This window comes from Kitasatospora sp. Root107 (assembly GCF_001424875.1).
GTDB lineage: Bacteria > Actinomycetota > Actinomycetes > Streptomycetales > Streptomycetaceae > Kitasatospora.
The window spans coordinates 1-25,101 of sequence record NZ_LMCT01000039.1 but is presented as its reverse complement, the minus strand read 5'-3'; the positions used below and the strand labels follow the sequence as shown (position 1 = coordinate 25,101).

At 69.9% G+C, this 25,101-nt stretch carries 23 protein-coding genes and 1 pseudogene; 15 read left to right on the top strand and 9 right to left on the bottom strand.

Going from position 1 to position 25,101, the window contains the following annotated elements; all coding sequences use genetic code 11:
• Both ASC99_RS27610 and ASC99_RS27605 read left to right on the top strand, forming a co-directional pair.
• Positions 1-1,028 (top strand): non-reducing end alpha-L-arabinofuranosidase family hydrolase (locus tag ASC99_RS27610; protein WP_057237043.1); only part of this gene is annotated, 1,028 nt, incomplete at its 5' end.
• Between the two features lie 166 nt (positions 1,029-1,194).
• Positions 1,195-2,919, top strand: a complete 1,725-nt coding sequence (locus tag ASC99_RS27605; protein ID WP_235583152.1) for a family 43 glycosylhydrolase — start codon at positions 1,195-1,197, stop codon at positions 2,917-2,919.
• Between the two features lie 402 nt (positions 2,920-3,321).
• Here the strand turns inward: ASC99_RS27605 and ASC99_RS27600 are convergent, their stop codons facing one another.
• Positions 3,322-4,269: a YafY family protein gene (locus tag ASC99_RS27600; protein WP_057237041.1), complete on the bottom strand. Its 948-nt coding sequence runs from the start codon at positions 4,267-4,269 to the stop codon at positions 3,322-3,324.
• A gap of 201 nt (positions 4,270-4,470) precedes the next feature.
• Here ASC99_RS27600 and ASC99_RS27595 point away from each other — a divergent pair, with 201 nt between their 5' ends.
• Positions 4,471-5,406 carry an alpha/beta fold hydrolase gene (locus tag ASC99_RS27595; RefSeq protein WP_057237039.1) on the top strand — a complete coding sequence of 312 codons (936 nt, stop codon included), beginning with the start codon at positions 4,471-4,473 and terminating at the stop codon, positions 5,404-5,406.
• 20 nt (positions 5,407-5,426) lie between these two features.
• Here the strand turns inward: ASC99_RS27595 and ASC99_RS37810 are convergent.
• The 5 genes and pseudogenes from ASC99_RS37810 to ASC99_RS27570 form a co-directional block, all read right to left on the bottom strand.
• A pseudogene (locus tag ASC99_RS37810) lies at positions 5,427-6,316 on the bottom strand (IS5 family transposase).
• Between the two features lie 4 nt (positions 6,317-6,320).
• Positions 6,321-6,635, bottom strand: coding sequence for a hypothetical protein (locus ASC99_RS27585; RefSeq protein WP_057237045.1), 315 nt, complete (start codon positions 6,633-6,635; stop codon positions 6,321-6,323).
• 52 nt (positions 6,636-6,687) lie between these two features.
• A complete protein-coding gene (locus ASC99_RS27580) occupies positions 6,688-7,248 on the bottom strand; it encodes a hypothetical protein (RefSeq protein ID WP_057237037.1) in 561 nt (186 codons plus the stop codon).
• Positions 7,249-8,020: 772 nt separating this feature from the next.
• Positions 8,021-8,383: a hypothetical protein gene (locus tag ASC99_RS27575; RefSeq protein ID WP_057237035.1), complete on the bottom strand. Its 363-nt coding sequence runs from the start codon at positions 8,381-8,383 to the stop codon at positions 8,021-8,023.
• Positions 8,384-8,793: 410 nt separating this feature from the next.
• Positions 8,794-9,018 (bottom strand): hypothetical protein, encoded by a 225-nt coding sequence (locus tag ASC99_RS27570; RefSeq protein WP_057237033.1) that lies wholly within the window; start codon positions 9,016-9,018, stop codon positions 8,794-8,796.
• 501 nt (positions 9,019-9,519) lie between these two features.
• Here ASC99_RS27570 and ASC99_RS27565 point away from each other — a divergent pair.
• From ASC99_RS27565 to ASC99_RS27555, 3 genes are all read left to right on the top strand, one after another.
• Positions 9,520-9,723, top strand: a complete 204-nt coding sequence (locus ASC99_RS27565; protein ID WP_030918248.1) for a cold-shock protein — start codon at positions 9,520-9,522, stop codon at positions 9,721-9,723.
• 365 nt (positions 9,724-10,088) lie between these two features.
• Positions 10,089-11,618 carry a DEAD/DEAH box helicase gene (locus tag ASC99_RS27560; RefSeq protein WP_057237031.1) on the top strand — a complete coding sequence of 510 codons (1,530 nt, stop codon included), beginning with the start codon at positions 10,089-10,091 and terminating at the stop codon, positions 11,616-11,618.
• Positions 11,619-11,781: 163 nt separating this feature from the next.
• Positions 11,782-12,168: an HPP family protein gene (locus tag ASC99_RS27555; RefSeq protein WP_057237029.1), complete on the top strand. Its 387-nt coding sequence runs from the start codon at positions 11,782-11,784 to the stop codon at positions 12,166-12,168.
• Positions 12,169-12,301: 133 nt separating this feature from the next.
• Here the strand turns inward: ASC99_RS27555 and ASC99_RS27550 are convergent, their stop codons facing one another.
• Both ASC99_RS27550 and ASC99_RS41245 read right to left on the bottom strand, forming a co-directional pair.
• Positions 12,302-12,583: a MerR family transcriptional regulator gene (locus ASC99_RS27550; protein WP_082598686.1), complete on the bottom strand. Its 282-nt coding sequence runs from the start codon at positions 12,581-12,583 to the stop codon at positions 12,302-12,304.
• A 1,439-nt stretch (positions 12,584-14,022) separates the two neighbouring features.
• Complete coding sequence (locus ASC99_RS41245) at positions 14,023-14,721, bottom strand: IS5/IS1182 family transposase (RefSeq protein ID WP_057237025.1); 699 nt, start codon at positions 14,719-14,721, stop codon at positions 14,023-14,025.
• Positions 14,722-15,337: 616 nt separating this feature from the next.
• Between ASC99_RS41245 and ASC99_RS39860 the strand changes: the two genes are divergently transcribed.
• The 3 genes from ASC99_RS39860 to ASC99_RS27530 are packed head-to-tail and all read left to right on the top strand — an operon-like array spanning position 15,338 to position 17,399.
• Positions 15,338-15,640, top strand: a complete 303-nt coding sequence (locus tag ASC99_RS39860) for a hypothetical protein (RefSeq protein ID WP_057237023.1) — start codon at positions 15,338-15,340, stop codon at positions 15,638-15,640.
• Positions 15,640-16,953 carry a glycosyltransferase family 2 protein gene (locus ASC99_RS27535; RefSeq protein ID WP_057237021.1) on the top strand — a complete coding sequence of 438 codons (1,314 nt, stop codon included), beginning with the start codon at positions 15,640-15,642 and terminating at the stop codon, positions 16,951-16,953. The genes ASC99_RS39860 and ASC99_RS27535 overlap by 1 nt, the downstream gene beginning before the upstream one ends.
• A gap of 5 nt (positions 16,954-16,958) precedes the next feature.
• Entirely contained in the window at positions 16,959-17,399 is a 441-nt protein-coding gene (locus ASC99_RS27530) for a glycosyltransferase family A protein (protein ID WP_057237019.1), read from the top strand.
• A gap of 177 nt (positions 17,400-17,576) precedes the next feature.
• On the opposite strand, the gene ASC99_RS42305 is transcribed toward ASC99_RS27530, so the two are convergent.
• Positions 17,577-17,633 carry a tyrosinase family protein gene (locus ASC99_RS42305; RefSeq protein WP_369825181.1) on the bottom strand — a complete coding sequence of 19 codons (57 nt, stop codon included), beginning with the start codon at positions 17,631-17,633 and terminating at the stop codon, positions 17,577-17,579.
• 410 nt (positions 17,634-18,043) lie between these two features.
• On the opposite strand from ASC99_RS42305, the gene ASC99_RS42300 reads away from it, so the two are divergent.
• The 6 genes from ASC99_RS42300 (at position 18,044) to ASC99_RS27505 (ending at position 25,062) form a co-directional block, all read left to right on the top strand.
• Complete coding sequence (locus ASC99_RS42300) at positions 18,044-18,814, top strand: lipopolysaccharide biosynthesis protein (protein WP_369825180.1); 771 nt, start codon at positions 18,044-18,046, stop codon at positions 18,812-18,814.
• The gene (locus ASC99_RS38980; protein WP_157531788.1) at positions 18,804-18,944 is read left to right on the top strand and encodes a hypothetical protein; all 141 of its coding nucleotides are present in this window, start codon (positions 18,804-18,806) and stop codon (positions 18,942-18,944) included. Before ASC99_RS42300 ends, ASC99_RS38980 begins: the two co-directional genes overlap by 11 nt.
• Positions 18,945-18,984: 40 nt before the next feature.
• Complete coding sequence (locus ASC99_RS27520; protein ID WP_057237015.1) at positions 18,985-20,892, top strand: hypothetical protein; 1,908 nt, start codon at positions 18,985-18,987, stop codon at positions 20,890-20,892.
• A complete protein-coding gene (locus ASC99_RS27515) occupies positions 20,889-22,211 on the top strand; it encodes a glycoside hydrolase family 16 protein (RefSeq protein ID WP_057237013.1) in 1,323 nt (440 codons plus the stop codon). The genes ASC99_RS27520 and ASC99_RS27515 overlap by 4 nt, the downstream gene beginning before the upstream one ends.
• An 85-nt stretch (positions 22,212-22,296) precedes the next feature.
• Positions 22,297-23,511 carry an FAD-dependent oxidoreductase gene (locus ASC99_RS27510; protein ID WP_057237011.1) on the top strand — a complete coding sequence of 405 codons (1,215 nt, stop codon included), beginning with the start codon at positions 22,297-22,299 and terminating at the stop codon, positions 23,509-23,511.
• A 198-nt stretch (positions 23,512-23,709) separates the two neighbouring features.
• Entirely contained in the window at positions 23,710-25,062 is a 1,353-nt protein-coding gene (locus ASC99_RS27505) for a family 16 glycosylhydrolase (RefSeq protein WP_057237009.1), read from the top strand.
• The last annotated feature ends 39 nt before the right edge of the window (positions 25,063-25,101 follow it).

Genomic DNA, 25,101 nt, shown 5'->3' with positions numbered 1-25,101 from the left:
CGGCCACCAACGACGGCGCCAACGTCGTGCAGTACAGCGACTGGGGCGGCACCAACCAGCAATGGCAACTCGTCAAGGTGGACGGGGGCACCGGCACCTGCACGCTGCCGTCGACGTACCACTGGACATCGACCGGCCCGCTGGCAACCCCGAGCGCGGGGTGGGCCTCGCTCAAGGACTTCACCAACGTCGTCCACAACGGCAAGCACATCGTCTATGCCACGACGCACAACACCCTCACCGGTGACCAGGGGGCCTGGGAATCGACGGCCTTCAGCCCCTTCACAGACTGGTCCGACATGGCGTCGGCCACCCAGAACAGAATGTCCTTCGGTGCCATCGCGCCGACGCTGTTCTACTTCGCCCCGAAGAACCTCTGGGTGCTCGCCTACCAGTGGGGGGGTTGGCCAGACCCCTTCTCCTACCGCACCTCGAGCGACCCCGCCGACCCCAACGGCTGGTCCGCGCAGCAGCAGCTGTTCACGGGCACCCTCCCCGCCCCTGGGGCCCCCATCGACCAGACCCTCATCGCCGACGACACGAACATGTACCTGTTCTTCGCCGACGACCGCGGCGGCATCTACCGCGCCAGCATGCCCATCGGCAACTTCCCGGGCAGCTTCGGTTCGTCGTACACGAAGATCATGAGCGACACGCCGCTCAACCTGTTCGAGGCGCCGGAGGTCTACAAGGTCCAGGGCCAGAACCAGTACCTCATGATCGTCGAGGCCCAGAACTACACAGGGAGTGGTCGTTACTTCCGCTCGTTCACGGCCACCAGCCTCGACGGCACCTGGACACCGCAGGCCGACACCCTGAGCAACCCCTTCGCCGGCAAGGCCAACAGCGGCGCCACCTGGACCAACGACATCAGCCACGGCGACCTGGTTCGCACCAACCCCGACCAGACCAAGACCATCGACCCTTGCAACCTGCAGTTCCTCTACCAGGGGCGCGACCCCAGCACCGACGGCATGGAATACGGCCTCCTGCCGTACCGGCCGGGCTTGCTGACACTGCAGCGCTAGAGGTCCGGCTTCTGGCGGTCCCCCTTCGCATCCCAACCGAACAAGGGAATCAAAAACAGTGACATTCACACTTCAGCGGTGGTCGAAACGCGTCCTCGCCTTGACGATAAGCCTTCTCTGTCTGATGGCATTTCTTCCGGCCGCAGCCCGGGCAGACAACCCGATCGTGCAACACATTTACACCGCCGACCCGGCACCGCTCGTCTACAACGGCCGGGTCTACCTGTACACCGGGCACGACGAGGACGGCTCCTCCTCCTTCGTGATGAAGGACTGGCGGGTGTGGTCCTCCGCCGACATGGTCAACTGGACCGACCACGGCTCACCGCTCAGCCTGAACACCTTCAGCTGGGCGGGCGCCAACGCGTGGGCGGGCCAGGCCGTCGAACGGGGCGGCAAGTTCTACTGGTACGTGCCGGTGTCGGTCCGGGCGACCGGCCAATTCGCCATCGGCGTGGCGGTGTCGGACAGCCCCACCGGCCCGTTCCGGGACGCCCTCGGCCACCCGCTGGTGGAGAACAGTGAGATCGATCCGACCGTCTTCATCGACGACGACGGGCAGGCCTACCTGTATTACGGCAACCCGAATCTTTGGTACGTGCGGCTCAACGCCGACATGATCTCGTACTCCGGCAGCCCGACGCAGATACCGCTGACCACCGCGGGGTTCGGCACCCGTACGGGAGATGCGAGCCGGCCCACCCTGTACGAGGAAGGCCCGTGGTTCTACAAGCGCAACGGCCTGTACTACATGGTGTATGCGGCGAAATGCTGCTCCGAGTTCATCGGCTACTCCACCTCGCCCGGCCCGACCGGACCGTGGACGTATCGCGGCACCATCATGCCCTCGGAGGGCAGCAGCTTCACCAACCACGCCGGCATCATCGACTTCAACGGCGGCTCGTACTTCTTCTACCACAACGGCGCTCTGCCGGGCGGCGGCGGCTTCACCCGGTCGGTCGCGGTGGAGAAGTTCAGCTACAACGCCGACGGCACCATTCCAACGTTCAATATGACGACGGCCGGGGCGCCGCAGGCCGGCACGCTCGATCCTTATGTCCGCCAGGAAGCCGAGACCATCGCGTGGGGCAGCGGCATCGAAACCGAACCCTCCAGCGAGGGCGGGATGAACGTCAGCTGGATTGAGAACGGCGATTACGTCAAGGTCAAGGGCGCAGCATTCGGCGCCGGTGCCGGCTCGTTCACCGCCAGGGTGGCATCGGGCACCAGCGGTGGCCGAGTCGAGCTGCACCTGGACAGTCCTACTGGGCCAACGGTCGGGACCTGCACGGTGTCGGGCACCGGAGGCTGGCAGACCTGGAGCACGGTCTCCTGCCCTGTTACCGGTGCGACCGGGACCCACGATCTGTACCTGCGCTTCGCCGGTGGCAGCGGGTACCTGTTCAATATGAACTGGTGGCAGTTCACCTCCGGCCAGCCCACCTTCTCGTCAACCGCCGTCGCCCAGCACAGCGGCTACTGCCTGGACGACCCCAACCGGAGCACCGCCGACGGCACTCAGTACCGGCAGTACACCTGCGGCACCGGTGAGGAACAGCGGTTCGACTTCCACCCGGTGCCAGGGGTGGCGGACACCTACTTCCTGGTGAACCACTACAGCGGCAAGTGCCTCGACATCCGCGGCATCTCCACCGCCGACGACGCGGCGGTCCACCAGTGGACCTGCCACGGCGGCACGAACCAGCAGTTCACGCTGCGGCAGGCCGCCGCCAACGACTACCAGCTCGTCGCGGTGCACAGCGGCAAGTGCGTGGACGTCAGCGAGATCTCCACCGCCGTCGGAGCACTGGTCCACCAGTGGACCTGTGACTCCGCCAGTGCCCTGGCCACCAAGAAGAACCAGGTCTGGCGACTGACCGGCAAGAGCTGAACCAACACAGGGTCGGGCCCGGGCCGGCAACCCGGCGCCCGACCCTGTCCAGGGGTCTGTACAGCTGCTAAAGCTACCGGCGTTCCCACAAGCAACAACCGCAAGTGCTCGTGGCGGTGGTTCTACCCCGACGTGACCTGGCAGATCGCAACGCTCGGTGTGCACTTCTGACCACCGGCCGCAACGCGTGGACTTGATCCTGTCGGGGCCGGCCTCTGCCCGTCCCGACAGGATCAAGCCGCCGTCGGCGACACCAGCACGGGGCCTAGGCCGTGTCTGACAATTCTCGGTGCGCCCAGCCGGGCGCTCAACGTCGCGCGCTGATCCGCCGCGAATTGTTAGACCCGCCCTAGCCGGTGCCGCGCTCCGGCCGGTGCCTCAGCAGGGGCACGGCCGTACCGCTCAGCCGTACCGTTCGACGAGCGCGTTGCCGATCGAGGCCAGGTGGTCCCGCACACCCGGAGGGCCGGTCACCTCCAACCATTCGACCAGCCCGGAGAGTTCACCGGCCAGCGTGTACTCGTCGTAACCGCGGACCGCGACCTCGATGCGGCCGTCGGCGGTGGGACCCCCCACATCCAGCCGAGGGCCCAAGGCCATCCGGAGCAGGCCGATTCCGTGGGGCGTGCACACCGCCTGGATCTCCAGGGGCATGCGCCTGCGGTCGACCTGGTCGGCGATCTCACGCCAGCTCTCGGCGAGGTCGAAGTCCTCGGGCCGGTCCACGGGATCGCCGGTGGGTTCGGCGGAGGACACGCGGTCGATCCGGAAGGTCCGCCGGCCGGCCTCGGTGCCGGCGACGAGGTACCACGACGGACCTTTGGCGACGATGCCCAGCGGGTGGACGGTTCGCTCGGTTCCGGCGCCCTTGCCGTCGACGTAGCCGAGTCGCACCTGGACGCCGCGGATCACCGCGTCCTGGAGTTCGTCGAGGAGACGGGGCGGCCGGTGCTCGATCCGGCTCGTCCCCCAGCGCTGCGGGTCCAGGACCAGCGACGACGCCGCCGCCTCGGCCTGGATGCGGAAGGGCTCCGGCAGGGCGTGGACGAGCTTGCGCAGCGCCGCTTTCACGGTCGGCGTCGCGGCCGAGGCCGGGCCGGCGACCAGGAACAGCGCGCGGGCCTCACCCGCGGTCAACCCGGACAGGTCGGTTCGGGCGCCGCCGACGAGGCGCCAGCCGCCGCCCCGGCCCTGCACGGAGTACACGGGGACCCCGGCCATGGCCAGGGCGTCGAGGTCGCGGCGGGCGGTGCGCTCGGAGACCTCCAACTCGCGGGCGACCTCCGCCGCCGTCACGCGCTCGCGCCGTTGCAGCAGGAGGAGGACGGCCACCAGCCGGTCGGTTCGCACGCCGGCAACACTTCCACACAAAACCGGTCATGGGATGACCGGTTTCGGTGGGCAGGATGGCGACATGGCCGCACCGGCGAGTCGAACCACCCGCGACCGTGTCGGCTCCCGGCCTGTCGGGGCTGCACCGTCGCCGTCGTCGGGACTTCTCCGCTCGACCAGCCCGATGCCTGAAGCCCGAATAGATGAGGAAGAAATCCCATGTTCGATCCAGCTGATTTCCCCGAGCCCACCCTTGTCCCGGTCAACGGCGTGGAACTCGAAGTCTTCGAAGCAGGCCGACAGAATGCCGGAAGGCCCGTTGTGCTCTGCCACGGCTGGCCGGAGCACGCCTTCTCCTGGCGCCACCAGGTGCCAGCCCTCGTCGCGGCGGGCTACCACGTCATCGTCCCGAACCAGCGGGGGTACGGAAATTCTTCCCGCCCGGCCGAAGTGACGGACTACGACCTTGCCCACCTCACGGGCGATCTCGTCGCACTTCTCGATCACTACGGGTACGAGGACGCCACCTTCGTCGGTCACGACTGGGGTGCCATGGTCGTCTGGGGGCTGGCCCTGCTGCACCCGAACCGGGTGAACACGGTGGTCAACCTGAGCCTGCCCTACCAGGAACGCGGAGAGAAGCCCTGGATCGAGGCCATGGACGAGGTGCTCGGCGGCGACTTCTACTTCGTCCACTTCAATCGGCAGCCGGGCGTCGCGGACGCCGTGTTCGACGAGAACACCTTCCAGTTCCTTCGCAACATCTACCGGAAGAACGAGCCCCCCGCGGAGCCCCGGCCGGGTATGGCGCTGATCGATCTCGCCAGGGCCGAGAAGCCGCTCGGCGAGCCGGTGATGAGCGACAGCGAACTGGCCGTCTTCGTCTCCGCCTTCGAGTCGACAGGGTTCACGGGCAGTGTGAACTGGTACCGGAACCTCGACCGCAACTGGCGCTTGCTGGCGGACGTGGACCCGATCGTCCGGCAGCCCGCGCTCATGATCTACGGCGACCGGGACACGGTCCGCAGGTCCGAGAATCTGGCGGAGTTCGTGCCCGGTGTGGACGTGGTCAGTCTGGACTGCGGCCACTGGATCCAGCAGGAGAAGCCGGAAGAAACGAACCGGGCGATCTTGGAATGGCTGGAGCGCCACTAGAGGCCGTGTCTGACAAATGATCACCTGGCCGGTTCGCGGAGCCAGCGGATCAGGGAGGCCAGGACGAGTCCGGCGCGGTAGCGGTCGGCGAGTTTGTCGAATCTGGTGGCGATCGCGCGGAACTGTTTCAAGCGGGAGAAGCATCGTTCGACCACGTTGCGCTCGCGGTAGGCAGTCCGGTCGAAGACAGGTGGCCGACCGCCGAGGGTCCCGCGCCGTCGGCGGTTGGCGGCTTGGTCTCAGCGTTCGGGGATCGTGGCGACGACGCCCCGGCGCCGTAGCAGGTGACGGATCGCTCTGCTGGAGTACGCCTTGTCGCCCAGCACGCGATCCGGTGTCGTGCGCGGCCGGCCCGTCGTGGCGCGCGGGATGCGGATCCCGTCGAGGACCTGGACGAACGTGGTGGCGTCGTTGACGTTGCCGGGCGTGAGCACGATGGACAGCGGCAGGCCCCGGCCGTCGACGGCGAGGTGGACCTTGGTGGTCAACCCGCCTCGGGACCGGCCGAGGGCCTGGCGCGCCTGCGAGCTGCCCGGATCTTCCAGTTCGTCCCCGTCTGCGTCCCCTTTTGCGGGCGCCGGCCGCGTGCTGGTTGGCGCGGTTGATCGTGGAGTCGATCGAGACGGTCCATTCCACCCGGCCCACCGCGTCGTCGCGGACCTGGACGTGCTCCAGCAGTCTCGCCCACGTGCCGTCCGCCTCCCAGCGGGCGAACCGCTCGTAGACCGTCTGCCACGGCCCGTACCGCTCAGGGAGATCACGCCACGGAGCCCCGGTCCGAAGCCGCGCACAGCACCCCGTTGACCACCTGCCGGTGATCACGCCACGGACGGCCACGCCCGTCCACCTGCGGCAGCAGGGGCGCTATTCGTTCCCATGCCGCATCCGTCAGCTCACCTCTGCCAGCCACAAGATCAATTATGGGCGGAGTCCTGGCCCTGATCGGGCACGGAGGCCGGCACGAAGATGCTCAGCCGGTAGGTGGTCGGCTGGATCAGGCGCCCACAGAACGTGTCCATCCGTACCGTCGTCCAGTCGATCTGCCTGTCCGTCGCTCGGAGACGGCGGACGTGAGCGTGCCACGCCGACTCGTCCTGGGTCTCGAAGAGCACCTCCCAACGGCCCGCGTCGGGCGCGAAGCGAGCGGCAGCCCGCCGCGAATCGTCCTGCTGCTGACGCTTTCTCTTCCTCTGCCCTGGCACCGGCACCGCATCGCTGGCTCCCACCATCACAACAAGGCCAATATCGGTCGCCCAAGACCAGCAGACCGCTAATTATTTGTCAGACACGGCCTAGCCCCCCGGTCACCGCAGCGGGGGCGCCACGTTCCACGACCACCCTGCTGCCGTAGCGCTCCGACAGACGAGCCGCCTCACCCGGGTCCCCAGCGGCCGTCATCACCCTCACACCCGACCCGTCCGTGAGCGGCCCCCCGCCCGCCACCACGATCCCGCGATCCCGCCAATACGACGTGTCAGCGATGACCCTCTGCACCAGCGCGAGCATCTCCTCGTCGGAGAAGTCCGCCCGCCGCAGATCCACGCTCACACCAGTGACACGCGCACGGACCGCATCATCGAAATCGCTGCCGGGCTTACGGTAGACAGTCATGGTGCGCGACCTGTGATCCAGCACCATCCCCGAGTACCAGCGTGTGTACCGCTCGCGCGCCAAGCGGTCGACCTCGTCCGCCGCACGGGACAGCACAGCATCATTCATCGGGACCGCCTCCCCCGCCTGCGGCCCCTGCGACCCACCGCTCTGCGGGCCAGCGCAGGCAGCCAGCGGCAGAAACACCGCACAGACGACCACCGCGACCCACCGATCGACCACGAAACGCATCGCACCCCCTCCTCAAGCCCACACCGCGAAAACCCAGGGATCTGATGCAGGCGAACGTGACTTGGTTCCACAGAGGACGGCGGTGGCACGCTCCTGCACGCGGGTCACGGGATGACGGCGAGTCGGGCGACGTTGGCGGACATGCGCCACCGCTCGCCTCCTCCCTGACCAGCACCCCCGCCGGTCGCGACCACCCCTGCCTGTCACCTCCGGCGGCACCGGCACAGCCGAACACCCCTACTCGCTCTGGCCGTTGAGGGAGTAATTCAGCTCGGACGCGGAGCACGCGCGGCCGGTGCCGGTGCCGGCCGAACTCCAATACGTTCTGGTCCACGGCCATCTCGACCACGGCCTCTGGCCGCACTGGCCGATAGGTGACCGCCGCCCGCCGGGCAGGCCCCCGACGGTGCCGGGCAGCTGCTCCGGCGCGTCCCCGGCCGGTGCAGCAGGGTGGCCAGCTCGGCGCGGACCGCCGACGGCAGGGGCAGGCTGACCTCGGCCGGGCGCTACCGCCCGTCCGAACCGGACCGAGCGAGAACCGTGGCCTGGGAGGCGGGCGTCGCTGCCGGGTGATGGCAGTGCCACCCGCTCCGGCAGTCCGAAGCTGCCCACGTGGAAGAAGACAGCGACGGCCTCCTTGGTGCTCGGGTTGACCCGACCCTGCAGGGACATCGAGACCTGGGAACCGTCACCATCGCAGCCTTCTCTGGCTCCGCACATGATCGAGAAGACAGGGCCTGGCGGGCGGACGCCGGATGGACGGCGCGCTGGGTCAGACCTCGGAGTAGCTGAGGTCTCCGATCGTCCAGCTGCTGATGTCCTCAATGGCGATGCGGTACATGCCTCCGGTGTGGGGCAGCCCGAAGTCGCCCTGCAGGATCTGTGCCCGGTGCAGGTGCAGATGGGTGGGCCGCGCCGACTGGCCGGTGGAGGGCCTGGTGAACAAGGCGGCGAACGGCTTCAAGTGCTCTGAGGCTTCGAGGACTTCCGCCACTCGCTCCAGCCACAGGGTCACCGGCGCGAGCCGGCCCGTGATCACCGCTCCGGGGACCACCACGGTCAAGGACATCTGGTTGCTGTGCTCGGACTCCACCATCGCGGCGATGTCGACGAGCAGCCTGTCAGGGTTCGACATGCCGCATAGATTAGGGCACAGCGACCGCAGACGTGACAGCCGCCCTGCACCGAGGGGCTGACTGATTCGCGCAGGGCCGTCTCAGTGGGATGTGCGGGACGCGCCTAGGCGGTCCGGGCAGTGCAGGCTCCGATGGCGCAGGCATGTGCTCGGAGGTCCGTGTGGGGCTGAAGGTCCTTCCGAATCCCTCCCTGCCTCGTCCTGGGCAGCGCGGACATCTGACCCCGCTGACCAGGCATGGTGGAGCGCCGCGAAGAGCAGCGGCTCGGGCAGGTTGTGCCAGCGGATGCCCGGGCGCTCCTCGCTCATCTGGAGCATCTGGAGGGGAGATCGCCGACCTTCGTCGTCGGTGGCAGCACCGCTGAGCACCCGTCCGGGAACGAGTGCCGCGGCACCGAAGGGCAACCTCGTCAGAGCTTGAACAGTGCGGTGTACGGCTGGGTGATCCGTCGCTGCTGTGACCCGAAGTCAACGAGGACCGCGATATCACTGTCCGCCTCGACCCCGATGGCCCGGCCGAGGCCGTACCGGTCGTGCGTGACCCTGTCGCCCACCGCGAACCGCTTGCGCGGTGCTTCAGCACGGACTTTGAAAGGGCTGGTGGGCAGGTGGCGCCGTACTACTGGTTTCGTCATCCACTCCAGTATGCAGCGAAAAGCACAAAACCGACCCCGTCCGAATGGTCCGAATCCCGCCGGCCCAGAGATAACGACCCTTACCTGCCGTTTCGGGCAGTGGGCCGACGCACCGCCCCCGCGCACAGGGGTGGCGCCCGGACCACAGCGCATGCGGCAGCCGCGTCGCACCCCTCACCGCCGATTCCGGCGGCCCGAGTCGGCGGTGAGGTCGCCAACTACACGGCAGGCACGGGTCGTTGGCGTTCCGCCTGCGACCGGCCCCTTGCGCTCAATGCGGGGATCCTGCGTCCCCGGGGCAAAATTTCCCACCGCTGCAGGCTGCGGCCTGCTATCGTCTCCTTAGTTGCAGTAGTGGTTCCCATGAACTTTGTGTGCGCCTGCTGATGTATCGCAGGCGCATTTTTGTTTCCCGGCTCTTTTCCCGGGTGGGTGCTCATCGCGGCGACTCGGAGTCCGCACTGTGCGGGTTTCGGACAGCCCCTTGAAGGAGATTTCTTTATGGCTAATGGCACTGTGAAGTGGTTCAACGCGGAAAAGGGCTTCGGCTTCATCGAGCAGGAGGGCGGCGGTCCTGACGTGTTCGCCCACTACTCGAACATCAACGCCAACGGCTTCCGTGAGCTGCTCGAGGGCCAGAAGGTCGAGTTCGACGTCACGCAGGGCCAGAAGGGCCCGCAGGCCGAGAACATTCGTCCGCTGTAGTTTTTCTGCCTCGGCACCCGCCTGGCAGCGAGGGGCCCGCACCGCGTACATGCCCGGTGCGGGCCTCTCGGCATTGCTCCACGATCAACCCCTGGCCGTTGAGGCCCCCTTGGCTCCGCCACCGGCAGCCATCCCCGCGCGAGCCGCTCAGCGCCGCGTCCGGATCGGCGCCCTGCCGTGACTTTCCACGGTTCGAGGTTCTGCGCTCCCGCCCCTTGCGGTGAGCGTTGACCACAGGTGACGTGCCGCACGGTTCTACCGTCCACGCTCCGCCCGTCATACTTTTCGGCCCGTTTCCCCGCGGGCTCCGCCGGCGCCTCGCGCTGCGGAGCCGCGTCGTGACGTGCCGCCCAGGAAGGTTTCCCATGAACAACTCCAGTCGCTCCTCCTATCAGAACGCCAACTCCCGTTCCTCCTCCTCCCGTTCCGGTGGCGGCGCCGGCTCCAGGTCCCGCTCCGGCGGCAGCTCCTTCTACGGCGAGCGGCCGGTCGGGGGCGGGCGTTCGTCCGGCCGAAGCGGCCGTCAGGGCTCGTCCCAGCAGGGCGAGTTCGCGATGCCGGTGAGCACCACCCCGGCGCTGCCGGCCGTCGAGTCCTTCGAGGAGCTGGACATGCCGAAGGCGCTGCTGTCGGTGCTGACCCGCCAGGGCGTCACCTCGCCGTTCCCGATCCAGGCCGCCACGCTGCCGAACTCGCTGGCCGGCCGCGACGTGCTGGGCCGGGGCCGCACCGGTTCCGGCAAGACCATCGCGTTCGGTCTCGCCGTGCTGGCCCGCACCGCCGGACAGCGCGCCGAACCGCGCCGCCCGCTCGCGCTGGTGCTGGTCCCGACCCGTGAGCTGGCCCAGCAGGTCACCGAGGCGCTCACGCCGTACGCCCACGCTGTGCGGCTGCGGATGACGGCCGTGGTCGGCGGGATGTCGATCGGACGCCAGGCGCAGGCGCTCAACCGTGGCGCCGAGATCGTCGTCGCCACCCCCGGCCGGCTCAAGGACCTGATCCAGCGCGGCGACTGCCAGCTGGACGGCGTCGGCATCACCGTGCTCGACGAGGCCGACCAGATGGCCGACATGGGCTTCCTGCCGCAGGTCACCGAGCTCCTCCAGCAGGTCGCCGAGGGCTGCCAGACGATGCTGTTCTCCGCCACCCTGGACCGCAACGTCGACCGCCTGGTGCGGACCTTCCTCAAGGACCCGGTCACCCACTCGGTGGACCCGTCCGCCGGGGCGGTCAGCACGATGGAGCACCACGTGCTCCAGGTCCAGCACGCCGACAAGGGCGCCACGATCGCCCACATCGCCTCCCGCGACGGCGGAGTGATCATGTTCATCGACACCAAGCACGGCGCGGACCGCCTGGTCCAGGACCTGCTCGCGAACGGGGTGAAGGCCGCGGCCCTGCACGGTGGCAAGTCCCAGCCGGAGCGCACCCGCACGCTGGAGCAGTTCCGCAACGGCCAGGTGACCGCGCTGATCGCCACCAACGTCGCCGCCCGGGGCATCCACGTCGACGGGCTCGACCTGGTGGTCAACCTGGACCCGCCGAACGACCACAAGGACTACCTCCACCGGGCCGGCCGCACCGCCCGCGCCGGCGAGTCCGGCACCGTCGTCACCCTGGTGCTGCCCAACCAGCGCCGCGAGATGGCCCGCATGATGACCACGGCGGCCATCACTCCGGCCTCCTCCGTCCGGGTCCACTCCACCGACGAGGAACTGGCCCGGATCACCGGCGCCCGGGTGCCCACCGGCATCCCCACCGTGATCGCCGCCCCCGTCGTCGAGCGCCCGCGGCGCAGCGCCTCCACCGGCCGCAGCCGTCGCCCCGGCACCGGCCGCAGCACCCAGACCGCCGGCAGCCGCCAGGCACGCAGCCGCGTCGCCCTCGCCGCGTAGTCGACATGCGTGCCCAGCTCCGCCCGCGCGGAGCTGGGCACGACCACCCCGAGGCAAGTGCCACATCTCGTGGCGACCGCACCCGCGCCCCAGGCTTACGCCGCCCGCCCCGCAGACCGGAGCACTGCCGTCCGCAACGGGGCCGACACGAAGGAACCCGCCCGTGAGCATCGCCCTCGAACGCCCGACCACCACCGCCGGCGCCACGGTCGGCGACCTCATGAACCGCCCCGAACTGCAGATCAGCGACGACGCCACGGCCGACACAGCGATGGACATCCTGCTCAGCTCCGGGGCCGACCACCTCCTGGTCCGTGACGAGGACGGCCGCTGCGCCGGCCTGCTGACCCGTCTGCACCTCGCACCGTTCCAGGCCCGCTCCTGGTACACGGAGCGCACCCCGGTCCGCGACATCCTCCACGACCGGGCCCCGTTCGCCACCGCCGACATGCCCGCAGCCCACGCGGTCGCCGCCATGCGCGCCCGCGGCCTCGATGCATGGCCGGTCATCGACCACGACGGCCACGCCATCGGCCTGCTAGCCGCATAGGACCGCAGGTCCAGTACTCCGGAACCCGTCGGGGGGACACCCCGTGCTCTGCCCCAGGACTGCCGACTCCTGCGGGCCTTCTCACGGTTGCGTCGGACGGATGCGTGTCGAACGCCGGAGAATGGCCTCCAGGTCAGGTGTCGGCGGCGGTCTGCGGGTCGTTGCCGGGCCGGCGGAGCTGTTCGTTGATGCGCAGGGCTTCTTCGAGTTGGTCTTCGAGGATGATGATGCGGCAGGCGGCGTCGATGGGCGTGCCCTGGTCGACGAGGTCGCGGGCGCGCATGGCGATGCGTAGTTGGTAGCGGGAGAAGCGGCGGTGGCCGCCCTCGGAGCGCAGTGGGGTGATGAGGCCCTGGTCGCCGAGGGAACGTAGGAAGCCGGCGGTGGTGCCGGTCATCTCGGCGGCGCGGCCCATGGTGTAGGCGGGGTAGTCGTCATCGTCGAAGGAGCTGACGGCGTCGGGAGTGCTGGGGATGTGGGGCCGGTTGGTGGTCGTGGCCACTGCACCTCTTTCTCTTACCTGGGGTGGAACGCGTCGAGGGGCCCCGGCGCCATTGCGGCTCCGGGGCCCCGAAGGGGAACAACACCATCTACCGGCCTGAGCCGGTCCTCTGTTTCCGCACCGCCCCGGGGGATGGGGCGTGCGGGGATCGCGTATGCGTGACCGGAAACCACCGTCCTTCGTAGCTGGGGGGTCTGCGGTGTCCGCCCGGACGAAACTGCTCAACCTCACGGGCCGGGCGATCCTGATGGCGCTTGCGCCCTCCGTTCTTCCTCTGCGTCACTGACAACCTGCGAACTGCTGGAACTTCGGTACTGCGAACTGCCTGTCCTGCTGAGGTGGCCGTACCGGCCCACCCTCTGATCCGTCAGCCAGCCCCGTCGCCAGTCCCGCTCAACCGCTCGGCTTGGAACCCCGCTGCCCGGACCTTCCCAGCACGCGCGCCCGCAGTCCGGCGCCTTTGCTGAGACCTTGCGTACCGCAACCTCTGGTGACTGCGAATCGACTTCACCTGCACTTACCGCGGTACCGCTTGTCGGCAGCCCCTGATCACTGCGGGCCACCTGGCCCGGCCGCCGGTCCTGTCGCCGTCCTGCACCAACCCTGGCTTCAGAACCCCACAACCGCGCCGATCTGCGACTTCCTGTACTGCTCCCGCCAGTTCGTGTCTGGCGGGTACCGCTGACTGCTGACTACGAGAGAAACACTAACCACGCCCCGCAGCAATGTCTACTCTGGCCAGCACAGATTTTGCGGTGTTCGAAGGGAAGGTAGTCTCCAGCCCGGGCGCGGGCCGGAACACGCCGCGCGTGACCAGGGGCAACGCGCAGGAGGGTGAACGGTGGACGGAACCCCGGGCATGTCGACGGCTCGCACACCCGTCCCCCATCCGCAGGCCTCCCTGTTGGCCGCCCTCGCCGAAGCCGTCCACGACCGCAACGACTGCCGAACACGGTGTCTCTCCTGCGGCTGGCTGTGATCGTCGGCGCGATGCTCTCGTCAGGTGGGGATCTGACCTGTTCCGGTGCGGGTGGTGGGCAACTGGACAGGGCAAGGGCGGCCTGCTGCGGACCGGCCCGGTGCGCTGTCTGGGCACTGCGTCGATCGGTCTTGGGTTCGGTCAGGACGATGGAGAGGGTGTAGCGGACGAACAGGACGCCCTGGTCGACGTGGACATCGTCCCAGTTCAGACCAAGCGCTTCGCCTTTGCGCATAACGGTGTTGATGACGAGTCGGGCGAACAGCGGGTCGTGCTCGCGCGCGTAGACCAGGAAGCGGGTTGTGGTCGAGGCGGTGGCAGATGACGGCCGCACCCAAGGCGCTGGAGAGACCGGCGATGATCTGGTGGACCGTCACCGCTCCTCTGTCGACGGCGAGTTGGGCGCGCGCACAGGCATCGATGTCCTCGTAGGCGAGGTCGTCCAGCGGGATGCGGTCGAGGGCGGGGTGAGGTCCTGGTGGACGTACGCGCGGTGGCGGGCCAGGTCCAGGTGCCGTGGTCGGGGTCGGGGTCGGATGCCAGGCGTGGGCAGCGGGCGCCGAGCCAGCGCCGGATGTGATCGGTTGGTTCCGCTGGTCAGGCGTGAACTCCGTGGCGTCGAGGAAGAGTCGGGTCGGCGCGTTCGTCCGGGATGACACGGGCAGCACCATGAACCCGGCCTGGCGGTCGCTGCGTTTGACGATTTCCAGGGTGAGCTGGAGTTTTCCTTCACCCAGTCGACCAGGCGGCCGGTGTAGCCGCCGTCGGCCCGCACCAGCGTGATCTTCCGGTAGCGGGTGCGGAGCCGGTCCAGCATGCCGCAGGCGGCGTCGCGGTCGACCGAGGTGACCAGCACCGTCAGCAGCAGGCCGAGCGTGTCCACGATGACGTGCCGCTTGCGCCCGTTGATCCTCTTGTTGCCGTCGAAGCCCCGTAAGGCGGCCGGCACCGACGCGGTCGGCTCCCGCCAGCGCCGGAAGAACGCGTAGACCCGGTCCCAGGCGGGAAAGGCGGCCGGCATGGCCCGCCAGGTGATTCCGCCCGCGAACAGGTAGCGGATCGCGTCGATCATCTGCCGGTGCAGTAGCCCTCCGGCTGCTCGCCCTTGCCGTTCACCCAAGCGGGCACGGGCGGACGGTCGCGCACGGCCGCCCACTCGGCGTCCGTCATGTCGGAGGGGTAGGACCGCATCCGGCTGGGACGGTCAACGGGGTCAGCCTGCCGCTCGGTTGGCTTCGCACCCAGAGCCGCAGGAACGCCCGGTGCGGCCGGCCGAGACAGCCTGGCGGATCGCCGAGGAGCCGGAGGGCCGGCCGGTCGAGGTCCTGCCCGTCGAGAGCCGAGGCCCGCCCTCACCGGATCCCCAGAAAGGGAACTATCCGGACAAAACCCCTTGACGTACCCGTGCGTACCTGGGCACGATGAAGCCCTGGCACACCCCGCACGCACGTGTGGGAAGCACATTCGGCCAGTTCGACAGACCGGCGCTTCGGCGCCTCGAGAGCCCGGCGGCGCGCACCCCTCATCGGCCGCCACAGCCGCTCTCGCAGTTCAGGTCCCGTTCCGGGACTTCTTCCGGGGCCTCGCCCCCGCTCCTGAGTCTCGCACCGGGCCCGCCCCGCCACACCAGGGGCCCGCGCCGCCCTGCGGCGCCGCCCGCCGCCTCCCCCTCCGAGAGGCCGCCCTCGATGAGCACCACCCTGCACCCCAACGTCCTTCCGTACCCGCAGCAGGCGCCTGACGGCGACGGCCACCCACACCGCCGGGCCGGGGACGGTGTCGCCAGCAGGCACAGCGTCAGCCTGGTCGTCCCCGCGCAGAGCGAGGCCCGCGACATCCCGTGGGTTTTCGAGCAGATCCCGCGCTGCGTGGACGAGGTCATCCACCGCTCCTTCCTGGACGCGCTCAACCTGCGCTCCTCCGGCTTCGAGATCTTCGAGATCGAGGCCGGAGGAGCGCACGCGCTGCCCGCCCCCGCGGAGGAGCGATGATGAATGGCTCCGACCAGCGCACCGCAGCTGCCCGCCGGCGCCCTGCCGCCCGCGACTCGTTCTACGCCCCCGTCTGCGTCGTCGAACTGGACCTGGACGAACCGAGCGAGCTGCGCTCGCCCGGTGGTCTCGGCACCACCGCCCCGGTCGGCCGTGTGTTGGCGTTGGTGCGACTGCACGGACACCCGCTCGGATTGGTCACCGCCACCGGAACAGCAGGCGACAGTGCCACGCTGCGCCGAGCGCTGGTCGACGCCGCTCACCGGGAACTGCGTGTTCCCGCCCTGCCCAGCACGACACCCGTGGCGCGTCCCGGTCAGGTCGACCGCGCCCGGGTGCCCGCGGGCCCGCCGACGGTCTCCGTGATCGTCTGCACCCGGGACAGGGACGCGATGTTGCCGCGCTGCCTGGACTCCGTCGTACGGACCGACTATCCCGGGGCCGAGGTGATCGTGGTGGACAACGCCCCCACGAGCGACGCCACCGAGGTACTGGTCCGCTCGCGCTACGGGGACCGGGTCCGGTACGTGCGAGAGCCCCTGCCGGGTCTGGCTCGGGCCCGCAACCGCGGCCTCTCGATCGCCCGCGGTGCGATCTGCGCCTTCACGGACGACGACGCCATCGCCGACTCCCGCTGGGTGGACGCCCTGGTGGAGGCGTTCCGGTCGGACGACCGGATCGCCTGCGTCACCGGCCTGGTCCTCCCGGCCGAGCTGGAAACCGAGGCGCAGTTCGTCCTGGAGGAGTACAGCGGGCCCAGCAGGGGCTTCGCCGCCCAGAGCTGGTCGCTCCGGGCGCCCCTGGACGACCCGCTCGCCCAGTTCTCGGTCGGCCGGTTCGGGATGGGGGCAAACATGGCGTTCCGCACGGACGTGCTCCGTGCCCTCGGCGGATTCGACCCGGCGACCGGCACCGGCACCCCGTCGCGCGGCGGGGAGGATCTGCTGTCCTTCCAGCAGGTGCTGACCTCGGGGCACACCGTCGCCTACCAGCCGGACGCGATCGTCTGGCACCGCCACCGGCGGACCATGGAGGCGCTCGCCATCCAGGTGCGCGGTTTCGGGGTCGGGTTCGGTGCCTACCTGGCCGCCGCGGTGTCCCGTCAGCCGAGCCTGCTGGTCAAACTCGTCCGGCGACTGCCGTACGGCCTGTGGCGGTGGCACACCAGCCACCGGTTCGGCGCCCGGCCGGGGCCGGTCGACGGGGACACCCTGCGCGGCCTCAGGCGGCTGGAGCGCCGAGGCCTGCTGTACGGCCCGTTCTGCTACCTGTACACCCTCTGGCAGCAACGCCACGTCCGGGCCGGAGGTTGACCGCCATGTCAGAGACGATCTTCCGGCCGACGGCACCCGCCCAGGTGGCCGAAGCGCGCGGCGAGATCTGCGCCTTCGCCGACGACGATCTCATCCTCGACCCGGACTGGGTGCCGGCGCTGGTCGACGGATTCCGGTCCGACGACCGCGTGGGCTGTGTCACCGGGCAGGTCCTGCCGGCCGAGCTGGAGACCGAGGCGCAGCTCGTACTGGAGCGGTACAGCGGATACTCCAAGGGCTTCACGTCGCGCAGCTGGTCGCTCGTCCGGCGCGTGCCGCGCGGCATCCGGCAGACGCTGCACCGGGCCGGCGGGGCCGCCGGCCCCCGGGACGGGTCGATGGGACGGCTGAGACGGCTGGAGCTGCTCGGCCTCCTGTACGGACCGTTCTGCTACCTCCGCAGTGTCCGGCTGCAACGCCAGGCCGAAATCCCGACGAGGCCGTGATGTCCTCCCACGTGTCCGCGCTCTCCAAGCTTCGACCGGCACCCAGGCAGCCGTGCTCCTGCCCGGTGGAGCTCCCCTGCGAGTGTTCCTACCTCACGCTGCTGAAGGCCCGGCTCAGAGCGGCCGACACCGTCACCCGCAGGGAACCGCTCTTCCGCAACGGCCACATGCTGGCGGTCAGTTCGCTCGTAGTGCCTGCTCGAACTGGAGCAGGAACCTACGGTGCCAGGGCAGGAAGGACGGCGACCACCCGCCATTACAGCGTCGAGGACGTCGGACGCAGTTACGCCGCGCTGTCGGCGGCCACCTTCCTGTCCACGCTCGGCAGCCTCAACCTCGGCGACGCCCTCGTGCGGTTCGTCCCGGCCGCCGGACGGCACACCCGGCGCCTGGTACTGCGCTGCTACGTGATCAGCGCAGGTTGCAGCTCCCTTGCCGCCGTGACCTTCCTGCTGCTGATCCCGGTGGTCGCGCCCGACCTGCGATTCCTGCGAGGTCCGGTGCTGGCGGTCTCGTTCGTCGTCGCCACCGCGGGCTACTCGATCTTCGTCCTCCAGGACGGGGCGCTCACCGGTACCCGCCACACCGGCTGGGTACTCGGTGAGAACACCGTCTTCGCCGTGGCGAAGGCCGTGCTGCTGGCGATGTGCGCCGCCCTCGCGGTGACCATGGGCATCCTGGTCGCCTGGGCGGCGGCGATGCTGCTGTCGATCCTGCTGGCCAACGTGGTGCTGTTCCGCCGGGCGGTCCCGGCCCACCAGGCGACCGCTCCGCCCCAGGAGCGGCCACCCGAACGGGTGCTGCGCTGGGCGACCGCCGACTACCTGGGCACCCTGTTCAGCTTCGCCACCTACAGCGTGGTGCCGCTGATGGTGCTGAACCAGCTCGGCGCGAAAGGCAGCGCCTACTTCTCCCTGGCCTTCGTCATCGCCTCCACGCTCTATGTCGCGGTGTTCAGCATGGGCCACTCGCTGGTCGTCGAGGGCTCGAGAGACCCGAAGCGGCTCGCCGAACACGCCCGGCACATGCTGCGCCACACGGCGCTGCTCACCACCGTGGCGGCCGCGCTGGTGGTGGTCGCCGCACCCTGGATCCTCCGCCTGTTCGGGCCCGAGTACGTCGAGAACGGCACCACGGTGCTGCGGCTGCTGGCGCTGTCCGCCGTGCCGATCGTGGTGCCGAACGTGGTCATCCAGGTCGCCCGGGTTCGCCGGTCGCTGCCATGGATGGTCGGGGTGCGGTTGGCGAACGCCGTGCTGACCATCGGACTGGTCGCGGTGCTGCTGCCCCGGTACGGCCTGGTCGGAGTCGGTCTGGCCTGGCTCACCGCCCAATGCGTGCTCGTCGTCCCGCTGCTGGTCGTCCTGCGCCACTGGCTGCGGTCCGTGGAACGAAGTGACGGACATGACCACTGACGGCTCCCGGCTGATGGTCCGCCGCGACACGCCGCCACGCGTGTTCGACGATTGGACGAAGGGACGAGACGCCCACCGCCGCCTGCGCGAGGCGCTCGGCAGCCCGGTCGGCGGGCCGCCCAAGGACTGAGCGACCGGCAGGCCAAGAGTGATCAATCGGCAGGAAAGCCATGACGGTGACTGATTCGCTGGAGCACGACACCAGACCGACGGCCGGGCGACTGGCCCTCCTGGTCGACCGCTCCCGCGCCGGGCTCCCGGGCACGAGCGGCTGGACGGGGTGGCTCGTCCGGGCGGCGCTGCCCACCGCGCTGCTGCTCTGGCTGCTGGCCCTGCGCAATGTGCGACTCGACCGGATGGGCTCCCTCGGACTCTTCCAGGCGCTTCCCCCGCTGTACTGGGCCGCGGTGGTCGTGCTCACCATCGGCTTCGCCCGCGTGTGGTCCGCCCCGCGGTTCCGGCAGCGCTGGGCGGCCGCCTACGTGCTGGGCCTGATCGCGATGGTCCACGCGACGCCGAGCCTCGCCTACCCCACGCTGCGGTACTCGTGGGCCTGGAAGCACGTGGTGGTCGTCGACGCCATGATCAGGCACAACGGCGCCGTGCCGGACGCGGGCGACCTGGACATCTACAACCACTGGCCCGGGTTCTTCCAGCTCAACGCTCTGCTGCTCAAGGCGACCGGCCTGCACTCGGCGCTGGGCTACGCGGTCTGGTACCCGGTGCTGGCCAACCTGCTGCTGCTGGGCCCGCTGCTGATGCTCTTCCGAACCGTCACCCGGAACCAGCGGCTGGTCTGGGGCGGCATCTGGCTCTACTACGCGACCTCCTGGGTCGGCCAGGACTACTTCGCCCCGCAGGCCTTCGCCTATCTGCTGTACGTCCTGGTGCTCGCGCTGGTGATGCGTCAGCTGTCGGTCACCCGGAGCATCGTCGGTGCCGCCGATGCTCCGCGCGCGGACGCGGCCCCCGCGGCCCAGGCGATGTCCTGGGTGCTCGAAGCCCCGCGCCGGGGCGGTTGGCGGCCGGCGCCGTTCGTGCTGCTGCTGGTGCTGATGGCCGGAATCGTCACGTCGCACCCGCTGACCCCGCTGATGCTGATCAGCACGCTGGCGATGCTCTCGCTGCGCCGCGCCAACCGACGGGTCGTGCTGCCGGTGCTCGGCGCGGCCGTGGCGATGACGTTCGCGTGGGACGACACCGTCGCCCGCTCGTACATCGCCCGGAACGTGAACGACCTGATCGCCGGGCTCTCCGCAGGCGACCAGAACGTCCGGCCGGCCGCCGCCGTCAAGCTCGGCGTGATCGACCACGAGCAGGTCGTGGTGTCGTACCTGGCCTGGGCGACCACCGGGACGATGCTGCTGCTGGCGGGCTACGCGCTGATCCGGCACCGGTCGCTGCGCCGGAGCGGTCTGCCGCTGACCCTCTTCGCCCCGCTGCCGGTGCTGATCGGCAACAACTACGGCGGAGAGATGGTCCTTCGGGCCTACCTCTTCATGCTCCCGGCCGCCGCCCTCCTGGCCGCCGCCGCGCTGCTGCCCGGCGAGCGGAGCGGGCGCATCAGGCGGACGACGGTCGTGGTGGCGATGCTCGCCCTGCTCGGCGGAATGTTCTGCGGTTACTACACCAAGGAGAACATGAACTACTTCACCACCCAGGAGGTCGCCGCGGTGAAGTACCTCAAAGACACGGCACCGCTCGGCTCGCGGATCATGTCCGTCTCCGGCACCGTGCCGGGTGGTCAGCGGTTCTACGACCAGTACCACCGGGTGGTGATGACCCTTGCCCCGGGCGACGACCAACGCGCGCTGGTCAAGGATCCGCTGGCCGAGGTCCAGGACAGGATGGCGAACCCGGCCCTGGCCGCCCCCTCCTACCTCATCCTGAACAGGGCCCAGGCGGCCGACCTCCGGCTGACCGGCCTGCTGCCCGCCGACACGGTCCAGCGGGTGTCGGCGGCCGTCAGCGGCTCGCCGGCCTTCACGCTCGTCTTCAGCAACCACGACGCGGCCGTCTACCGCTACATCCCGTCGGTGCCCCAACCGGGTCCGAGCGGAGGGAGTGCAAGCCCATGACCAGCTCGCCGCGTCTCTCCCTGCGTCTGGTTCTCGCGCTCTCCGGCTGGGTCGCCCTGCTGGCCGCCCAGTTCGGTCCCGACGGCCCGCTGCGGGTCGCCCTGACCGCAGCCTTCCTGTTGAGCTGCCCGGGAACGGCGGCGATGCTGCTGGCAAGGCCCGTGCCGACGCGTGCGACGAGCTTTCCGGACCGGCTGGCGGCGGGCGTGCTGGCGCTGGCGCTGAGTGTGACGATCTCGGCACTGGTGGCCGAGGCGTTCTTCCTGAGCCACGAGTTCACCGTCGGAAGGGTCCTGGTCACGCTCGCCGCTCTCACCACCGTGCTGGCGCTCGTCCCGCGCGGCCACCGGATCCGTATTCGGCCGGCCGAAGGCCCCCGGGAACGCGTCCGGACGGCCGCGCGGGGGCTGCGCAGGAGTCACAGCCGGCGTGTCGGCCTCCTCGGGGCAGTCGGCCTGCTGGCCTTCTCGACGGCCTGCGGGACCGCGTCCGGAGGCGACGACCCCACGGCCCGGCCGTCGCTCGCCCCGCTGACCTCCCCGAGCAGAGACGGCTCCCCGAGCGGAAGCAGCCCGGGCGGACACTCGCCCGCCGCCACCGGCCCGTGGCACCTGGTGTTCCAGGACGACTTCTCCGGGACGGCTCTCGACCGCGACAAGTGGGCCACCTGCTACGACTGGAACCAGCACGGATGCACCAACCCCGGCAACCCCGAGAAGGAGTGGTACCTGCCGGGCCAGGTCGAGGTCTCGGGCGGCGCGCTCTCGCTCACGGCCGAGCGGAAGACCGTCAAGGGCAGCGACGGCGAGACCTACCCGTGGGTGTCCGGCATGGTCAGCACCGGCCGGGACACCGCGGACGACCGCCCGCACCGGACGTTCACCTACGGCTACCTCGCCGCCTCGATCCGGATCCCGACCGACGACAAAGGCATGTTCCCCGCCTTCTGGCTGGCGGTTCTCGACTCCCGGGTCGATCCCCAGGAGCTGGACGTGGCCGAGTTCATCAACACCAACGAGTACGTCGACATGAACCTGCACTACGGCGCCAACTACCAGAGTGACGGGTCCGTCCACCACCAGGTCGGCCCGGCCGACTTCGCCGCCGACTACCACGTCTTCGCGATGGACTGGCAGCCGGAGAGCATCACCTGGTACGTCGACGGTGTGCCGCACTTCCGGGTGACCGACCCGGCCCTGATCCCGGACACCGAGATGCAGCTGATCCTCAATCTCGCGGTGGGATACCAGCAGTTGCCACCGGACCACGTCAACTCCGCCCGCCTGCAGGTCGACTGGGTCGAGGTCTGGCAGCACTGAGGGCGACCGGCGAGGGAGCCCGGCGGGTGGCCCGCCAGGCACGACACCGGATGGCCGGACGCTTCGTCCCCCTTGGAGGCTCGACATGATCACGTCCACCGCAGTACCCGTCGCGATAGTCGGTGCCGGCCCGTACGGCCTGTCCGTCGCGGCCCATCTGAAGGCCCTGGGCGTGCCGGTGCGCGTCTTCGGCGTGCCGATGGGCAGTTGGCGAACGCGCATGCCCGCGGGGATGTTCCTGAAGTCCACACCACGGGCATCCGCGATCTCGGATCCCGCGGGCCGCCTCACCCTGAACGACTTCCGGGCCGCCGAAGGCCTGGCCTGGGTGGGTGATCGCTACGCGGTTCCGCTCGACGAGTTCATCCGCTACGGCGAGTGGTTCCAGGGCCGGTGCGTGCCCGAGGTGGAGCGTGCCGCCGTGGTCCGGATCACGCCCACACCGGACGGCTACCGCCTCGCGCTGGACACCGGTGAGGCGTTCACCGCCCGTACCGCGGTGCTGGCCGGCGGCTTCCCGCCGTACGCGACCGTCCCCGCCGAGCTGTGGCCGCTGGTCGGGGCGGGCCTGGCCTCGCACACCTCGGAGCACGCGGACCTGCGGAAGTTCGCCGGCCAGCGGGTTGCGGTGATCGGTGCCGGGCAGTCCGCGCTGGAGAGCGCCACGCTGATGCACGAGGCGGGTGCCCAGCCGATCCTGGTGGCGAGGACGCGGCAGCTGCTCTTCGGCAGCCCGCCCGAGACCGACCGGGGCGGCGAACGCCCGTGGCCGGAGCGGCTGGCGAAGCCGGCCTCTCCGCTGGGGCCCGGGTGGTCGTTCACCGCGTTCAGCCGTGCCACCGGGGCCTTCCGGTACCTGCCGGACCGGACCAGGGCGCATCTGGTCCGGACCGTGCTCGGACCGTCGGGCGGCTGGTGGCTGCAGGACCGGATGCAGGGCCGGTTCCCGGTGCTCACCGGTCACGAGGTGGCCTCGGCCGAGGCGGCCGGGGGCCGAGTCCGGCTCCGCCTGCGCGGGCCGACCGATGTCCTGGAGGTCGACCAGGTGCTCGCCGCCACCGGGTACCGGGTGGACGTCGAGCGGCTCGACTACCTGGACCCCGGACTGCGCCGGGCGGTGGCGCGGCGGAACGCGGGCGCGCCGCGGCTGTCCAGCAGCTTCGAGTCCTCCGTGCCGGGGCTCTACTTCACCGGGCTGTCCGCCGCCAACACGTTCGGGCCGCTGATGCGCTTCGTCTGCGGTACCGGCTTCGCGTCCCGGCGGATCAGCCGGGCGATCGCGGCGGGCAACCGGCGCTGACCGGCGGCCGGACCGGCGCCTGTGCCACATATCACAGGTGGTCGGCGACCGCCTCCGCAGGCCCCATCCCACCAGGAGTTTTGAGCATGTGCACGATCGATGCCGCGGCTTCGGCCACGGCACCGGGCTTGCGCGCGGACCTTCTCTCATTCAGGCTGCTGGCGATCCAGCCTGGGGGGAACGAAAGGTCTCCCACGTATGCCCAAGCATTCGAAGCATCGCCGCAGCACGTCCGGCGTCCGCCGGCTCGCCACCATCGGACTCGCGCTCGCCGCCACCGGGACCGGCGCGGCCGCCTGGGCGGCCCCGGCCAACAAGACCGAGCCGGTGGTGGTCGACTCGCTGTCGATCACGCCGACCGCTCCCGGTGCCGACGCCCCGGTCACGGCCACCGCCAAGCTGCACTCCACCCGCCAGATCTCGGTGCAGAACCTGACCATCGCGGTCCGTTCGGCCGACGGGAGCAACTACGACTTCCAGGGGGCGATTCCGGCCACGCTGACGTCGGCGGAGCGTACGTTCACGCCGAAGAGCCGGACCTTCCCGGCGGGCAGGTACACGTACTTCGTGGCGTACAAGAGCAACAACCGCTGGCACAGCCTGGCCCCGCTCGGCACCTTCACCGCGGGGGCCGCGACGGCCCCGCCGACGGCGACCGCCTCGCCCACTGCTTCGCCCACCGCGACGGCCTCCCCCACCGCTTCGCCCACCCCGACGGCGACGCCCACCGCTTCGCCGACCGCGACGGCCTCCCCCACCGCTTCGCCGACGGCGACCGCTTCACCCACCCCGACCGCGACGCCCACCGCTTCGACCGACCCGCTCGGCGTCTCCGGCAGCTGGCGCAAGATCTTCTCGGACGAGTTCAGCAGCGGCTCGCTCGACAGCTCCAAGTGGGTTCCCGGCTGGTACGGCGACGGCGGGCAGGTCCCGTCCAACTGGGACGGCATCTCCGGATCCGTACAGCCCGGCGAGCTCCAGTGCTACTCCGCGAAGAACGCCCTCGTCAGCAGTGGCAGCCTGCATCTGACCGCCGCCAAACAGCCCAACACCTGCACCTCGAAGCACATCACGGCCACCAAGGAGTACACCTCCGGCCTGGTGTCCACGAACCCGCACGACGGACGGACCTCCGGCGGCTTCGAGTTCAGCTACGGCATGGTCGAGTCACGGATCTACCTGCCGGCCTCCGGTACGCAGATCGCCAACTGGCCGGCCTTCTGGACCGACGGCCAGCGCTGGCCGGACGACGGTGAGATGGACGTGATGGAGGGTCTGAGCGGCCGGGCCTGCTACCACTTCCACTCGCCCTCCGGTGGCCCCGGCGGCTGCGCCGCGGGCAACTACACCGGCTGGCACACCTACGGTGCCGACTGGCAGCCGGGCTCGGTCACGTACTACTACGACGGCGTGAAGGTCGGTCAGGTCACCACCGGCATCACCTCCGCGCCCCAGTTCCTGATCCTCAACAACGCGGTCGGCTCCTACGGCGGCCCCGTCCTGGCCCCCGCCGACATGCAGGTCGACTACGTGCGCGTCTGGCAGCACTGACCCGGCCGGTAGACGGCGGCGGTCCGGTCCCGCGGAGTT